Origin of the sequence: Pseudochrobactrum asaccharolyticum, from assembly GCF_003314995.1 — a bacterium.
GTDB lineage: Bacteria > Pseudomonadota > Alphaproteobacteria > Rhizobiales > Rhizobiaceae > Pseudochrobactrum > Pseudochrobactrum asaccharolyticum.
In genome coordinates, this window is sequence record NZ_QNRH01000003.1 from 383,804 (window position 1) to 399,088 (window position 15,285).

At 51.5% G+C, this 15,285-nt stretch carries 13 protein-coding genes; 9 read left to right on the forward strand and 4 right to left on the reverse strand.

The genetic code is table 11. The features are described from left to right. Nucleotides 1–65 precede the first annotated feature (65 nt). A complete protein-coding gene (locus DFR47_RS10135) occupies nt 66–941 on the forward strand; it encodes a carbohydrate ABC transporter permease (RefSeq protein ID WP_113944291.1) in 876 nt (291 codons plus the stop codon). After that, nucleotides 938–1,780, forward strand: a complete 843-nt coding sequence (locus tag DFR47_RS10140; protein ID WP_113944292.1) for a carbohydrate ABC transporter permease — start codon at nt 938–940, stop codon at nt 1,778–1,780. The genes DFR47_RS10135 and DFR47_RS10140 overlap by 4 nt, the downstream gene beginning before the upstream one ends. Before the next feature lie 193 nt (nt 1,781–1,973). Here DFR47_RS10140 and DFR47_RS10145 read toward each other — a convergent pair whose 3' ends face one another. From DFR47_RS10145 to DFR47_RS10155, 3 genes are all read right to left on the reverse strand, one after another. Further along, nucleotides 1,974–3,806 carry an ABC transporter ATP-binding protein gene (locus tag DFR47_RS10145; RefSeq protein WP_113944293.1) on the reverse strand — a complete coding sequence of 611 codons (1,833 nt, stop codon included), beginning with the start codon at nt 3,804–3,806 and terminating at the stop codon, nt 1,974–1,976. Between the two features lie 89 nt (nt 3,807–3,895). After that, nucleotides 3,896–5,341, reverse strand: a complete 1,446-nt coding sequence (locus tag DFR47_RS10150; protein WP_113944294.1) for a M81 family metallopeptidase — start codon at nt 5,339–5,341, stop codon at nt 3,896–3,898. Nucleotides 5,342–5,373: 32 nt separating this feature from the next. Further along, nucleotides 5,374–6,510 carry an ROK family transcriptional regulator gene (locus DFR47_RS10155; RefSeq protein ID WP_113944295.1) on the reverse strand — a complete coding sequence of 379 codons (1,137 nt, stop codon included), beginning with the start codon at nt 6,508–6,510 and terminating at the stop codon, nt 5,374–5,376. 135 nt (nt 6,511–6,645) lie between these two features. Between DFR47_RS10155 and DFR47_RS10160 the strand changes: the two genes are divergently transcribed. The 5 genes from DFR47_RS10160 (at nt 6,646) to DFR47_RS10180 (ending at nt 11,784) form a co-directional block, all read left to right on the forward strand. Continuing rightward, complete coding sequence (locus tag DFR47_RS10160; RefSeq protein WP_245416527.1) at nt 6,646–8,217, forward strand: ABC transporter substrate-binding protein; 1,572 nt, start codon at nt 6,646–6,648, stop codon at nt 8,215–8,217. An 80-nt stretch (nt 8,218–8,297) separates the two neighbouring features. Beyond that, nucleotides 8,298–9,218, forward strand: a complete 921-nt coding sequence (locus DFR47_RS10165; protein WP_113944296.1) for an ABC transporter permease — start codon at nt 8,298–8,300, stop codon at nt 9,216–9,218. Then, the gene (locus DFR47_RS10170) at nt 9,218–10,087 is read left to right on the forward strand and encodes an ABC transporter permease (RefSeq protein ID WP_113944297.1); all 870 of its coding nucleotides are present in this window, start codon (nt 9,218–9,220) and stop codon (nt 10,085–10,087) included. The genes DFR47_RS10165 and DFR47_RS10170 overlap by 1 nt, the downstream gene beginning before the upstream one ends. A gap of 11 nt (nt 10,088–10,098) precedes the next feature. Next, nucleotides 10,099–11,049, forward strand: coding sequence for an ROK family protein (locus DFR47_RS10175; protein WP_113944298.1), 951 nt, complete (start codon nt 10,099–10,101; stop codon nt 11,047–11,049). A gap of 9 nt (nt 11,050–11,058) precedes the next feature. After that, complete coding sequence (locus tag DFR47_RS10180) at nt 11,059–11,784, forward strand: copper homeostasis protein CutC (protein WP_113944299.1); 726 nt, start codon at nt 11,059–11,061, stop codon at nt 11,782–11,784. A 37-nt stretch (nt 11,785–11,821) separates the two neighbouring features. Here DFR47_RS10180 and DFR47_RS10185 read toward each other — a convergent pair whose 3' ends face one another. Next, the gene (locus tag DFR47_RS10185; protein ID WP_113944300.1) at nt 11,822–12,724 is read right to left on the reverse strand and encodes a LysR substrate-binding domain-containing protein; all 903 of its coding nucleotides are present in this window, start codon (nt 12,722–12,724) and stop codon (nt 11,822–11,824) included. Nucleotides 12,725–12,929: 205 nt separating this feature from the next. On the opposite strand from DFR47_RS10185, the gene speB reads away from it, so the two are divergent. Continuing rightward, entirely contained in the window at nt 12,930–13,988 is a 1,059-nt protein-coding gene (speB, locus tag DFR47_RS10190; RefSeq protein ID WP_113944301.1) for an agmatinase, read from the forward strand. A gap of 94 nt (nt 13,989–14,082) precedes the next feature. Continuing rightward, a complete protein-coding gene (locus DFR47_RS10195) occupies nt 14,083–15,162 on the forward strand; it encodes an ABC transporter substrate-binding protein (protein WP_113944302.1) in 1,080 nt (359 codons plus the stop codon). Nucleotides 15,163–15,285 lie beyond the last annotated feature (123 nt).

Below are 15,285 nucleotides of genomic sequence, written 5' to 3' on the forward strand. Positions count from 1 at the left end.
AAAGTAATGCAGTGCAGCGCGAATAAATTCCGAGCGCACTGATATAAAAGGCTGGAGGGGCTCGCGTGACTCAGGCGAAAAACCAGATAACACCTTGGCTGTTGCTTTTGCCGGCCACAGTTTTGCTGGCAGTGTTTACGCATATTCCTGCGGTGATGACATTCATCAACAGCTTCTATCAGACGCCGCGCGGCAAGCGTCCGCCGCAATTTGTCGGGACAGATCATTATACAACAATGATCAATGATCCGGTGTTTTGGGCAGCTCTGAAGAATAATGCGATTTATGCGCTCGGCACCGTGCCTGCCTCGATCGCGCTGGCAATGCTGATGGCGATTATCGTCAACTCATCCATTCGCGGTCGCTCGCTGATGCGGATGTCTTTCTTCTTGCCAACCGTCTTGCCGATGATCGCGGTCGCTAATATCTGGCTGTTTTTCTACACGCCGGGTTATGGCCTGATTGATCAGTTTCTCGGACTGTTCGGCTTTCATGAAACGAACTGGCTGGGCAATCCTGATACTGTGCTTGGCAGCCTGATGGCGCTGGCAATCTGGAAAGAAGCTGGTTTCTTCATGATTTTTTATCTGGCTGCTTTGCAGCAGATCAGTCCCAGCTTGTCGGAGGCGGCAGCACTGGAGGGCACAGGGCGTTGGTACTTCTTCCGTCGCGTAACATTTCCGCTGCTGATGCCAACCACATTGTTTGTGCTGATTAATGCGGTGATTAATGCCTTCCGTCTGATTGATCATGTGATCGTCATGACGCGTGGCGGGCCGGATAATGCCAGTACATTGCTGCTTTACTACGTTTACAATGTTGCTTTCCGTTTCTGGGATACGGCCTATGCATCGGCTTTGACTGTTGTGCTGTTGCTGGCGCTGGCTCTCATCGCTTTCGTCCAGTTCGGAATTCTTGATCGCAAGGTGCATTACAAATGAGTGCAATGACATTACCGCATCAGCCGCGTGAGTTCTCTTTCTGGCGTGCTATTGAGACTTTCGGCTGTTATCTGCTTGGCTTCTTATGGATTTTGCCATTGCTCTATGCCGTTTGGATGGCCTTTCATCCACCGGAATATGAGGCACGTTTTGATCTGCTTGCCCCGCTGACACTGGAAAATTTCACCAATGCGTGGAATGCCGCTCCTTTCGGGCGCTACTTTTTCAATACGTTCCTGCTGATCAGCACAATTCTGATTAGCCAGTTTATTATCTGTACACTCGCAGCCTATGCTTTTGCCCGTTATGAGTTTCGCGGCAAGACCATTGTTTTCATGCTGGTGCTGGTACAATTGATGATTATGCCGGAAGTGCTGCTGGTTGAGAATTACCGCACTATTGCTAAGCTCGGTCTGGTTGATACAGTTGTAGCGATGGGGCTGCCTTATATGGCATCAGCCTTTGGTATTTTTCTGCTGCGTCAGACATTCCTAACCGTGCCTAAAGAGCTGGATGATGCAGCGCGTGTGGAAGGCGCAGGGGCGCTCACTACTTTGCTCAAAGTCTATGTACCTTTGGCCAAGCCGATCTATGTGGCCTACGGGCTGGTATCCGTGAGCTACCACTGGAACAATCTGCTCTGGCCACTGGTGATTACCAATTCGGTATCAACACGTCCGCTGACAGTTGGTTTGCAGGTGTTCTCTTCACCGGATCAGGGGGTGCAATGGAGCATTATCTCTGCGGCAGCCTTGATGACCTCAGCACCGCTTCTGATCGGCTTCCTGTTGTTCCAGCGTCAGTTTGTACAAAGCTTTATGCGCGCAGGGATCAAGTGAAAACCATACTTTATAATCGGTAGTACGCTGATAAGAAAAGCACATATCACAAATAAATAATGATGCACTTTGAGAGAGGCAAAACGGATGTCGTAATGCCTCTCTACATTTTAAAACTAAACGCTTGCCCGAACATATTTTTGAGCCCACGGCTAAACCAAAAATCCGCCTTGGAATCAGATAAAAATTAAATTTACTGGACCTGCATCACAAAATGGCCGGTTGTGATTTCTGAATATTGGCGTTCAGGCACTGCATATCCGACAGGACGGATCGGGCTTCGTAATTCTTCCGTTTGCAACTGACGCTTCATATGACGTCTGGCCGGATCAAGTACCGGTACTGCGGCCATCAGCTTGCGGGTATAGGGATGTTGCGGGTTTTCAAAGACAGCTGATCGCGGGCCGATTTCAACAATTTCACCCAGATACATCACAGCGACACGATGGCTGACGCGCTCAACCACGGCCATATCATGACTGATAAACAGATAAGACAGACCAAGACTTTCCTGCAAATCCATCATCAGATTACAGACCTGTGCTTTGATTGAAACGTCAAGCGCAGAGACAGCCTCGTCAGCAACAATGACTTTCGGATCAAGTGCCAAGGCGCGGGCAATGGCAATACGCTGACGCTGACCTCCGGAAAACTCATGCGGATAGCGCTTCATAATATCAGCGGAAAGGCCGACACGTTCCAGCAGTGCCGCTGCTTTTTCCTGAGCTGCGGATTTACTGAGCAAGCCACGCTGAATAAGAGGTTCTGCAATCGCATTGCCGACACTCATACGCGGGTTGAGAGACGCAAACGGATCCTGAAAAATCATCTGCACATTGCGGCGTGCCAAACGCAGTTTTTCAGCATTCAGGTTCAAAAGATCTTCATCTTTGAGCAGGATTTCGCCGGAGGTTGCATTGGCAAGCCGCATGATTGTGCGGCCGATTGAAGACTTCCCGCAACCGGATTCCCCCACCAAAGCCAGTGTTTCACCGGGAAAAAGCTGGAAGGAAACATTTTCAACCGCATGCACTGCACCGGTTGCTTTACCCAACAACCCGCCGGTCACATGATAGCGTGTCGTGAGATTGCGGATATCCAGAATTGGTTTTTGCATATCCACCTGTCTGCTAACCGGCACGGGCTCGTGTTTTTCGCCGGTGGCCATATCAATTACAGGGAAAGGCAAAGGTTCCGCAATACCGTTCATTGACCCCAGATGCGGCACGGCTGATAGCAAGGCGCGTGTATAGGGATGAGCAGCATGCCGGAACAGATCGGCGGTTGCACCATTCTCAACCATTTCCCCGCGATACATGACGACTGTGCGGTCAGCGGTTTCTGCAACCACGCCCATATCATGGGTGATGAATAGGACGGAAGTTCCTTCTTCCTCCTGCAGGGTTTTAATAAGGTCAAGAATTTGCGCCTGAATGGTCACATCAAGCGCTGTTGTCGGCTCATCGGCAATCAGGAGTTTCGGGCGGCTGGCAAGCGCCATGGCAATCATGACACGCTGGCGCATGCCGCCGGAAAACTGGTGCGGATAATCGGAAAAGCGTGACGCTGCATTGGGAATACGCACTTTATCCAGCAGGCGCAGTGTCTCGGCTTTTGCGGCTCTCGCATCAATGTCGCCGTGACAGGTCAAAGCCTCGGCAATCTGGCGGCCAATAGTAAAAACCGGATTGAGCGAAGTCATCGGCTCCTGAAAGATCATCGCCATTTCACGTCCGCGCAGATTACGCATCTGATGCTCTTTAAGAGACAAAAGATTTTGCCCGTTGAGGAATATCTCACCGGAAATACGTGCGGTTTGGCTATCCAGAAGCCCCATGATTGACAGTGAGGTGACGCTTTTACCGGAGCCGGATTCACCGACAATGGCAACTGTTTCACCGGCATTCACATCAAAGGAAACACCTTTGACAACCGGATTCCAAAGCCCGCCATTATGAAAGGCTGTTGTCAGGTTGCGGACGGACAGAACCGGCGATGTGACTGGCTTCTGATCTGGCAGGGACATGACCGGCGCCTCCTCAAGCGGATATCATTTGGGCTATTATACAAAGCGCTGCTGTTTCCTCTTAAGCAGAAGCGCTTTGTTGGCAGGCGTTAAGTGGTTGCAGGATTGCGGGCTGATCCGATGGCAACAGGCTCGAAAGTGAAATCACGATCAAACGGAAATGTCGGATGTGCTTTGCGCAAACGTGGCAGGCGTTCAACAAACTGATCAACGACACCTTGCGACAAGGCCATCAGATTTGGATTGGCAATCGGGGCCAGTTCCGGTGACAAATAGCCGGATTTAACAACGACGATTTTCGCCTGCGCAGGATCAAGGCCGAGCAAAGTGAAATCTGCAATATTGTGATACGGGCGGCGTTTGGCACATAAAACCAGATCAATGCCGCCGATACGCACTACTGCCTGACGATCCGCCGGTTTATCGGCATCTTGCAGACGGACAATAGTGCCTTCTACTATAACCGGCTGGCTGCCTGCTGTGTCCAGTGTCGCGCCAATGGTTAGCTCAAAGCTTGTGCCTTCACCTGCCTCAAAACATTTTTCCAGTGCCGGAGCATCGGTAATACCGGCAAAAATCACGCCTTGCGCCTGCTGACTGATCAGTTCAGCCAGAACATCCGCGCGGTCACCAACGCCGCCGCCGGTCGGGTTGTCGCCGGATTCTGCGAGAATAACAGGCGCTGTTGTGCTGGCAATTGCACGGCTGACACAATCAGCAATCGTGCCGGTTTCGCAACCGAAGACAAAATCTTCACGGGCATCCCAATAAGCCTGTGCCAGCTTTTTAGCTTCGCGTTCAAGAACTGTACGATCTGTACCGGTAAGAATAGCGGCAGCGGTGGCACGTGGTTCATCCGCCCAGACATAGCCCACCATTAAAGACGCATCCCAGATGCCATCGATTGCATCAATGTCCGGCAGGCGAGCATAAAGACCTTTGGCTGGTTCATCTTCCGTTGAAGTTCGCTCCCCCGGCAACACAACCGGCACCGGAGCCCAGATCAGACTAGGCTGCACACCTGTTTCAAGGCTTTTTACCAGCATTGTGACCGAGCGGCGCATGGTTTCTTCAACATCAATATGCGGTGCTGTGCGATAGGTGGAAAACATATTCAGCGCATCAATAATCCGCTGGCTGACATTGCCGTGCAGATCATAGCTGGCAGAGATAGGGCAATCATCACCGACAATCATACGGGCATTGCTGATCCAGTCACCTTCCGCATCTTCCATGCCTTCAACAAACATGGCGCCATGCATGGCCAGATACAGACCATCAATCGGCAGAGCCGCTTTCAAGCGTTCAGAAAACTCTGCTTTAAAGGCCTCGTAGGCTGCACGGGAAACCGGTCCGCCAGGGATGGCACGGGCATGCAAGGTTGGCACAAATTCCGCATCATAATCTTTGAGAAAAGCGAAACGCGGTGCTTCAAGCAAGGCATCACCGCGCAATACATCAAAATCTTTCTCTTGCGCGAGCACAGGATTATAGGTGCTGCATTCAGTATGAATTCCGCCTACGGCAATACGCATGAATAACCTCAATCAGATCGGGTTGGCACGGGTCAATAGGGCCCTGCGGGATTGACAAGAAAACGATGAGCAGCAATGGCTGCGGCACCGCGTGCCCAGACATTATGATCAACGCGCAAAGTGCGGATATTGGTTTGCACCGCCTGTTGCGGTAGTACATTGGATTCAATGGCTTGACGCATCACAGTGCCGAACAGTCCGTCAAAAGCATGTTCATCATGGGTTACAAGAATCTGCCCCGGATCATTCAGCTGAATGATATGCGCGATTGCTAAACCCAAAGCTGAACCGGCGCGATGCAGAATACGGATGGCTGTGCTATTGCCGGTCGCAGCCTGAACTTCAATATCATCAAGTTGCTCGCAGACCATGCCCTCTGCACGAGCCGCTTCACGGATTGCATGCATGGATGACACGGTGTCTAAGCAACCGCGTTTCCCGCAACGGCATGGCAGCCCGCCTGGCTCAATCGTCAGATGGGCGATTTCACCGGCACCACCGTGATTACCGCGATATAGCTGACCGTCGATAAAATGCGCACAACCGATACCGTCGCCAAAGGATACCAGACTGAAATTGGTCACTTCACGGGTTTCGCCAAACAGCTTCTCACTGACAGCAACGGCCTTGGCGTCATTCTCGATATAAACCGGCACTTCAACATGAGCCGCAACCATTTCAGCTAAAGGAACATTTTGCCAGCCAAGTAATGTGGACTGAATGCAATGACTTTGCGTTTCGTCAACAAAACCCGAAAGCGCAATGCCGATCCCTGCCAGTCGTTCTTTTGCTTCAAGATTGCTGGCAAGCAATTGTGCTACAGCTTTGGCAATGCTGGTGGCAATGGTTGCAGGATCGCGCGACAGTGGAATAGTCGCCTGCGCAATAATCGTTCCTCCAAGGTCGGTCAGCACCACAGGCGCAGGATCCTGCATCAATGATACACCCAGCGTTAAGGCGCAATTCGGGTGAATATCCAGCAGCAGCGACGGTCGGCCGGAGCCGTAAACCGGCACAGTTTCCTGCAAAATACCGCGATCAATCAAATCACGCACCAAGCCGCTCATCGCCCCCTTGCTGACGCCAAGTATAGACATCAGTGCGCTGCGGCTGAGAGGGCCGGATTCACTGATGGCTCGGAGTATCTGACGCTGGGACGAAGAAAACATTGGTTCAACATAGCAAGAGGAAAGACTTCTTGCTTGACACTAAGTTCAATTAATGAACTAATCAATAGGGAATTAGTGCAAATTCGATCCAATTAAAAAACATTAGCGTGTTAAATAAGTAATAAGGGGTTACGCATGATGATGGGGCGAACATTCCAGAACCTGCACCAAAGTGCTGTAGGTGCCCGTAAATTTGTTATGGCCGGTGTGCTGCTCGCAAGCGCATCTTTGCTGTCATTTCAGAGCTATGCAGCGACACTGACCGTGATGCAGACCGAAGCGCCGCGCTCGATGGATCCGGGTGATCAGACCGCGACCTATACCGCAGCGGTACTTGATCCTATTTATGAAGGCCTGTTGCGCCGCAGTGATACTGAGCCATATGCGCCGTCGCTTGCCACCGAATGGACAGGTGATGAAACAGGTCTGATCTGGACATTTAAACTGCGCGAAGGTGTTAAGTTTCATGACGGCACGGCGTTTAATGCTGATGCTGTAGTGAAGAATTTCTCCCGTCATCTCGATACCAAGCGCGGCCTTGCAGCCAGCGGCCGCTTGCGTCTTATCCTTGATAAAGTTGAAGCTGTTGATGACAACACTGTCAAAATCACGCTTAAAAAACGCTATCCCGCGTTCCTGTCATTGCTGACAACCGCCTCCTGCTGGATGGTCAGCCCAACGGCTGATGAGGCCGGAACCATCGGTGCCAAAGCGGTCGGAACAGGACCATATCGCTTTGCAGAATATAAATCCGGCGAATATGTGCTGCAGGAAAAGAACCCTGATTATTGGGGTGGCAAAACCGATACTGTTGATCAGATCAAATGGACATGGACATCCGAACCGTCGGTCATGAGCATGGCTATTCAGACCGGGGATGCAGATATTGTCAGTCCTCTGCCTCCGGTTTTTGCCGCACAGCTTGGCAGCAGCGATGAGATTAAAGTTGAAAGCTCTGACGGTGCTGCCGTTTTCTGGGTATCGCTTAATATCAAGATGAAGCCGCTGGACGATGTTCGTGTGCGTCAGGCACTGAACCTTGCAACAGATCGTGACGGCTTGGTGCGTGCGATTATGCAGGGCTATGCAACACCGGCAAATTCACCATTGCCGCCGGTTTTTGCCAATTACGACAAGTCTCTTCCAGCAGCAGCTTTTGACATCGACCAAGCGAAGAAGTTACTGGCTGAAGCCGGTTATCCTGATGGTTTCAGCATGTCGACCGCCGTTCAGGAACCGGAAGCCCGTATCGGTGAACTGTTACAGACGATGTGGGCGAAGATCGGTGTTAAACTTGATGTGCGCCGCATGGAAAGCGGCGTGTGGAGCAAGGCCGCCTTCGCCGATGCTGCAGGCAAAGAAGCTGACGGCATTGGTTCTGTGATTGCCTCATGGTCAACACTGATGAACGGCAATGACCAGCAGTTGCGCCCGCTCTATTATTCCGCAAGTGCGGCACCGGCCGGTGCCAATCTCGGATTCTTCAGTGATACCAAGCTCGACAAATTGCTGGATGATGCCATTGACGTGCAGGATGAAGGCGAGCGCAGCAAGCTCTATAATGAAGCGCAAAAAGAGATCATCGATCAGGCACCGCATGTGTTGCTTTACACAACCAAAGATATCTATGCCCTGCGCAAAGGTATTGATCATGTCAGCGTCATTCCGGGCGGGCAGATCGTTGTGAAAAACGCCGTCAAAAACTGATGACTTTATGGCGCTCATGATGTGCAAAGACATCATGAGCGCTCTGTGATTTTCTTTATGCCATCCGGAACGGGATATGTATGAAAACCTATATTATCCGTAAGCTTATCGGCCTGCCGCTGATCCTGATCGGCGTGTCTCTGCTGATCTTTCTGGCACTGCGTGCATTGCCGGGAGATCCGGCGCGCCTGATGGCGGGGCCAGAAGCGACGCAGGAAGCCGTTGATAATATGCGTTCCCGTCTGGGGCTTGATCGCAGTCTGCCGGAACAATATGCACAGTTCGCTTATGGTGCAGTGCAGGGCGATCTTGGCACGTCTATCCGCTCAAAATTACCAGTGACCAGTGAAATATCTGAGCGTTTGCCCTATACACTGGCTTTGACCCTGACAGCCTATTTGCTGGCGATGGCCATCGGTGTGCCGGCGGGTATGCTCGGAGCAATTTACCGCCATGGCTGGCCGGATCAGATGGTGATGTTTCTGGCGATTATGGGCGCTTCCATCGCCAATTTCTGGCTGGCTTTAATGGCGATGAACACGTTTTCCGTCAAACTCGGCTGGTTGCCGCTGCTCGGTGCATCAAGCTGGAAAAGCTTTATCCTGCCATCTGTGACACTGGCTGTTCTGCCTGCCGCGCTCATTGCCCGTATGACGCGTTCGAGCATGATTGAAGTGCTGGGGCAGGACTTTATTCGTACAGCACGAGCCAAAGGTGTCTCTGTTGCTGCTATTTATTGGCGTCATGCTCTGCGCAATGCACTGATCCCGATCATCACCATTGTCGGGTTGAATTTCGGCGCTCTGATAGGCGGTGCTGTTGTCACAGAATCTGTATTCAACTGGCCCGGCATCGGTCGTCTGCTGGTGGATGCTGTGCGCTATCGTGATTATCCGGTCATTCAGGGCGTTACACTTGTTGCAGTTACCGGTGTTGTCATGGCGAATTTCATTGCTGAGCTGCTGATTGCAACGCTCAATCCGCGCATAAGGTTTAACTGATGACAAATGCTAATCTTATCGCCGGATCATCGCGCCGCAGCACATTCATGCGCTGCATGCATTGGCTGGCTCAACATCCCAGCATTACCATTGGCGGTTTTCTGGTTTCTCTGATTGTGCTATGCGCAATTTTTGCGCCACTTCTGACCGGTGCCGATCCCTATGAACAGGACTTGCTGAGTACAATGCTGCCGCCGTCATGGGAGCATCCCTTCGGGACAGATGACAGCGGACGCGATATTTTTGCGCGCGTGGTTTACGGGGCACGTATCTCCCTGCTGGAGGTCACACTGGGTGTCGGACTTGCTATTATCAGTGGTGTTCCGCTTGGTATCTTGTCAGGCATGGCAGGCAAGCGCGTTGATGCGGTGATTATGTGGTGCATGGATGTGCTGTTTGCCTTTCCGGGCATCGTGCTGGCCATCCTGCTGGTTTCCATTCTCGGCAGCAGTCTGGTCAACCTGCTGGTGGCAATTGCGATTTTCTCCATCCCTGTCTATGCACGTCTTGCCCGTAATCTGACCTTGGGGTTGCGCTCGATGGATTATGTGGAAGCGGCAATTTCTCTCGGGCTACGGCGCTGGCGGGTGATGACCCATTATATTCTGCCAAACGCCATCGGGCCGATTATCGTACAGTCCACCCTGACAGCCGGTACGGTAATTTTGTCGGCAGCCAGCCTTTCTTTCCTTGGCCTTGGTGCGCAACCGCCTTTGCCGGAATGGGGAGCAATGATGTCGAGCGGGCGCAATTATCTCGGTGTGAATATTTATATGTCGCTGTTTCCGGGTATCGCGGTCATGATAACCGTTCTTGGTTTTAACATTCTTGGTGACGGCCTGCGCGATCTTCTGGATCCGCGCCGTTGAGGCACGCATCGATGCAGTATTCAGAAACTTCAAACACAATTCCGGTTTTCGCAGCGGATGTGGGCGGTTCATTTATCCGTCTGGCATTCTCGCCGGAATCGGGAGAGCTTGTGCCTCTTGATAAAGTGACAACACCGGTTGATGACTGGTCAGCATTTGTACAAGCACTCAAAACATTGCTGAATAAGCATGGCGGAGATAATCAGGCACCGCTTGCTTTGTCGATTGCGGGACTGATTGATCCGGCAGACGGGCGGGCATTCTCAGCCAATATTCCGTGTATCAACGGCCATGTGCTTGATCAGGAGCTTGAGCAACATCTCGGACGTCGAGTGGTTGCTGTCAATGATGCCGACAGTCTGGCACTGGCCGAAGCTGGTGAAGGCGCAGGTGCAGGCCATCGCGTTGTGTTTTGCGCAGTTCTTGGTACCGGTGTCGGCGGCGGCCTTGTCAATGAAGGGCGCCTGATACGCGGTGCCGGCGGCATCACCGGCGAATGGGGGCATGGGCCGATCCTCAACACGATGCTAGAGTTAGAGGGTGAAGCAAACCCGCTTTATATACCACGCTTTTCCTGTGGTTGCGGGCAAAAGGGTTGCGTTGACACTATTGGCGGTGCACGGGGCATCGAGCGGCTTCATCGGTATTTGCACAATGAAGAAAGTGACAGCCGCACAATTGTGACAGGCTGGGAGCAGGGGGCTGAAAAGCCCAAACGCACTATTGAGGTCTATCTGCACCTTATGGCTGATCCGCTGGCAGCCGTGATCAATATTACCGGCGCATCCATCGTACCGGTTGGCGGAGGTCTGACAAGTGCTGAGAAGCTTATTCAGGCGCTGGATCGGGCAGTCAGAGCGCGGATTTTACGACGGATTGAGCAGCCGGTTGTTGTGCCCGGTCGGTTCCGCAGTGAAGGCGGATTGATCGGTGCAGCTATATCCGCGCGGCAATTATCATAGGGGCATAACATGAAGAAGATGCTGGAAATTTGCGTTGATGATCCGGAAGGGTTGGCTGTCGCGCTTGAGGGTGGCGCAGACAGAATTGAACTCTGCTCCAGTCTCGATAGCGGCGGACTAACACCGACAGCCGGATTGATCGCGCAGGCCGCTTTGGCACCGGTTCCGGTCTATGCCATGATCCGTCCGCGCGCCGGTAATTTCTGCTTCACTGCATTGGAATCCGAAGCCATGTTGCAGGAAATAGATGCGATGCGCAAAACCGGACTTGCCGGCGTGGTACTAGGTGCTTCAACACATGATAACCAGCTGGATATCGCGCTGTTGCAACGCTTGATTGCGCGGGCAAAGGGGATGGGACTAACGCTGCATCGGGCTTTTGATTTAGTGCCGGAGCCGTTTGAGGCATTGGAACAGGCAATTGAGATGGGCTTTGAACGTATTCTGACCTCCGGCCAGCAATTAAAGGCAATTGACGGGCTTGATCTGCTGCAACAACTGGTACAGCGAGCAGCTGGCCGGATTTCAATCATGCCGGGCAGCGGCGTGAATGTTGAAAATGCGCGAAAGATTTTGCAGGTAACCGGTGTGCATGAAATTCACAGCTCAGGACGCATCAGCCAACCTAATCCGGATGTGAGAAGTGTGGAGCTGGGTTTTGCCCCGCCAGTCTTTTCACAAACCTCTGCTTCCAATATCCGGCAGATAAAAGATATTGTTGAGACTGCACATTAACGTTTTGCATGAAGTTGTTTTTGATGATTTTGTTCTCTCATTGAAATACCGGCACTGTCTCGGTTTCGAGGGTTGAGAACAACCAGTCAATGAAAACACGGACAATAGGTGCTGCACGTGCTTCGTGACGGCAGGTTACAAAAAACGCATCATTGGCAGGAACTGTGTAATCAAAGGGTACGATTAACTCACCGCGGGCAATGAGATTGCTGACTGTCAGGGTATCGCCCAATGCTACGCCCTGATTGTGGAGTGCGGCTTCAATCGAAAGTCGCGCATCGCTGAAATAGTGCTGTCTGCCGCGAGGGACAGATTTAGCTTCTGCAACCGTAGACCATGTATTCCACTCGCGCCCGTCATCACCATGCAGGATCGTATGGTTCTGAAGATCACGCAAAGACCGCAACGGCTGCTTGTTCAGCAATGTCGGACTGATAACAGGAAACAGTTCCAGCCTGCTCCATAGACGTGACCAATGATCACCGCATTTTCCGTCACCATAAAGTAGGCACAGATCAATATCGCGGCTTTGCAGATTGGCCGGATCATTGGACGGAACCAGTGTCAGTTGGATTTCTGGGAACTGCTGTGTGAACAAATGTAAACGCGGGATCATCCATAATGAGAGCAGCGCAGGCACGCAGGCAACTTTTAACCGTCCGCTTGTCGCCGGTCTGGTGACGGCTGTTGTTGCGGCTGCAATTTCAGCAAAAGCATGGCTGACAGCAGGGAGAAGAAATGCGCCCTGTGCTGTAAGTTTGAGCCGTTTTCCGCCTCTTTCAAACAGCGTTACATCGAGGAAGAGCTCCAGTGCACGGATTTGATGACTGATAGCGCCGTGAGTAACATTCAGTTCCTGTGCTGCGGCCGTAACCGACCCGCAGCGTGCAGTTGCTTCAAATGCACGGAGAGGATTGAGGGGTGGCAGGCGATTGGTCATGCAAAATCTCCCTCTCACAATATGTGAGTTATTCTCACATGAGGTATGGGGTTAATGTCAATTGATTTTCATCTGAAATTGCCTCCTAATTATCGAAAGATTTTAAAAAAGATCCGCGGGGACGGGCAAATATAAAAACGGATCAAATATCCGTCGATCTGAGCATTGTTGTTGATCCCCGTCAGAAACGCTGAGGAGAACGGTAATGGCATGGGATGCAAATAAGCTGGATGAACTACGTGCTAAATATGGTGAAAGCCATGGCGGCGAAATGTTTGATCCGGTTTTTCAGAAAGTTGCAGCAAAAATATTTAACGAAAGCGGCACGCGTGTTGCGCCTTATGCTGGTATGCCAACACTTCTGACTGCGCCGCATTTGGCTGTCGATGCGGAAACACCGGATTTTGGCGATCTGCAGGTGGCGCTTCTCGGTGTGCCGATGGATCTTGGCGTGACAAACCGCACCGGCTCACGTTTCGGGCCGCGCGCCTTGCGTACAATTGAACGCATCGGTCCTTACAATCATGTGCTTGGCTGTACGCCGCTTCATGAATTGCGGGTTGCTGATATCGGAGATGTGCCTTTTCGCAGTCGTTACCGGCTGGAAATGAGCCATGACGATATTGAAAAGCGCGTTAGCCAAATTGTGGATGCGGGAGTTATTCCGCTTTCTGTCGGCGGCGACCACTCCATAACGCATCCGATCTTGAAAGCGGTGGGTAAAAAACGTCCGGTTGGTATGATCCATATTGATGCCCATTGTGACACCGGCGGTGCCTATGACCTGACCAAATTCCATCATGGCGGGCCGTTTCGTAATGCGGTGCTGGACGGTGTGCTTGATCCGACCCGTGTTATTCAGATCGGTATTCGCGGGTCATCCGAATATCTTTGGGAGTTCTCGTATGAATCCGGCATGACAGTGATCCATGCGGAAGAAGTGACGGGCATGGGCATTCCGGCTATTATTAAGAAGGCGAAAGCCATTATTGGTGACGGGCCGACTTATTTGTCTTTTGATATTGATAGCCTTGATCCAAGTTTTGCACCGGGTACAGGTACTCCGGAGGTGGGAGGACTGACAACACGCGAAGTGCTGGAACTGTTGCGCGGGCTGAAAGGTATTAATCTGGTTGGCGGTGATGTGGTGGAGGTTGCGCCACAATATGATGCGATGACCAATACGGCACATGCCGGTGCACAGGTTTTGTTTGAAATTCTCAGCCTGATGGTTTTCAGTCCTGCAATAACGGGTCTGCGATAATACGTCAGATAAAGTGAGATTGATTTAAGTTCAAATTTATACATAAATTCACTGGGGAGATTGGCAGTTTATATCTGCCGCTGGGAGGAAGATAATGACGATTATGTCGATGAACCGACGCACTGTATTGGGCGCGGGATTGGCTGGCATATCAGTATTGGCCATGCCTGGTATTTTACGCGCGCAGGACAAATCCTTGAAAGTCGGCGTCTATGGCGGCTACTTCAAAGATTCATTTGATAAGAATATTTTTCCGGAATTCACTAAAGCAACCGGTATTGCGGTGGAGTCGATTGCTGAACCGACAGGTGAGGCGTGGCTGGTGCAGCTCTCACAGGCTGCCCGTGCCGGACAGGCTCCGGCAGACGTTTCAATGATGTCGCAGGTGGCGATGCTGAAAGGTCAGGCCAATGAGCTTTGGGCACCGCTTGATTTAGACAAGATCAAAAACAGCTCGAATTTGCTGGATCGCTTTATCAATAAATATCCTGACGGTCGTGTTGCCGGTATTGGTGCTGTGTCGTGGTATATTACACTTGTCACTAATACGGATGTTTATAAAGAACCTCCGACTTCTTGGGCAGCACTGTGGGATCCGGCCAACAAGGATAAGCTTGGACTGCTGGCTTTGGTTTCTAACTCCTTTTTGCTGGACGTGACTGCAAAAACCTATTTTGACGGGCCGGAAATTCTGGATGCGGAAGAAGGTATTCTCAAGGTTTTTGACAAATTAGCGGAAGTAAAACCGAATGTCCGGCTGTGGTATCGGGATGAGGCGCAGTTTGAGCAGGCGCTGAAATCCGGTGAAATTCCGATGGGGCAATATTATCACGATGTCACGGGGCTTGCGGCCGCTGACGGTAACCCTGTCCGTTCAACCTTCCCGAAAGAAGGCGGCATTCAGGATGCGGGCAGCTGGGCATTATCCAGTGCATCCAAGAAGAGCGAAGAGGCGCATATTTTCATTGATTATATGTGTCAGCCTGCCATTCAGGCGACGCTTGCCCGTAAAGTCGGTACATCGCCGACTGTCAAACGCGACAGTATGGATTTGACTGCTGAAGAATTTGCAGCGGTATCATCTGATATTGATCCGGTCATTCCGCGTTTTGCCATGTATCAGACACGTGCTGACTGGCTTAATCAAAAATGGACGGAAATGATCGCCGGTTAAAAACAGCGCGACATCGGTTTTCCGTCGCGTTTTGCATATTCATAACTCCTGTCAGGTTTTGTCCCTGACGGGAGCACCTTAAGGCAATTGCCAATATTCAATATTATGCGCGTTTGAGGGCAG

Coding starts and splice junctions, on each gene's coding strand:
- DFR47_RS10140 (WP_113944292.1), top strand. CDS start 938: ATGAGTGCAATGACATTACCGCATCAGCCGCGTGAGTTCTCTTTCTGG.
- DFR47_RS10145 (WP_113944293.1), bottom strand. CDS start 3,806: ATGTCCCTGCCAGATCAGAAGCCAGTCACATCGCCGGTTCTGTCCGTC.
- DFR47_RS10150 (WP_113944294.1), bottom strand. CDS start 5,341: ATGCGTATTGCCGTAGGCGGAATTCATACTGAATGCAGCACCTATAAT.
- DFR47_RS10155 (WP_113944295.1), bottom strand. CDS start 6,510: ATGTTTTCTTCGTCCCAGCGTCAGATACTCCGAGCCATCAGTGAATCC.
- DFR47_RS10160 (WP_245416527.1), top strand. CDS start 6,646: ATGATGATGGGGCGAACATTCCAGAACCTGCACCAAAGTGCTGTAGGT.
- DFR47_RS10165 (WP_113944296.1), top strand. CDS start 8,298: ATGAAAACCTATATTATCCGTAAGCTTATCGGCCTGCCGCTGATCCTG.
- DFR47_RS10170 (WP_113944297.1), top strand. CDS start 9,218: ATGACAAATGCTAATCTTATCGCCGGATCATCGCGCCGCAGCACATTC.
- DFR47_RS10175 (WP_113944298.1), top strand. CDS start 10,099: ATGCAGTATTCAGAAACTTCAAACACAATTCCGGTTTTCGCAGCGGAT.
- DFR47_RS10180 (WP_113944299.1), top strand. CDS start 11,059: ATGAAGAAGATGCTGGAAATTTGCGTTGATGATCCGGAAGGGTTGGCT.
- DFR47_RS10185 (WP_113944300.1), bottom strand. CDS start 12,724: ATGACCAATCGCCTGCCACCCCTCAATCCTCTCCGTGCATTTGAAGCA.
- speB (WP_113944301.1), top strand. CDS start 12,930: ATGGCATGGGATGCAAATAAGCTGGATGAACTACGTGCTAAATATGGT.
- DFR47_RS10195 (WP_113944302.1), top strand. CDS start 14,083: ATGACGATTATGTCGATGAACCGACGCACTGTATTGGGCGCGGGATTG.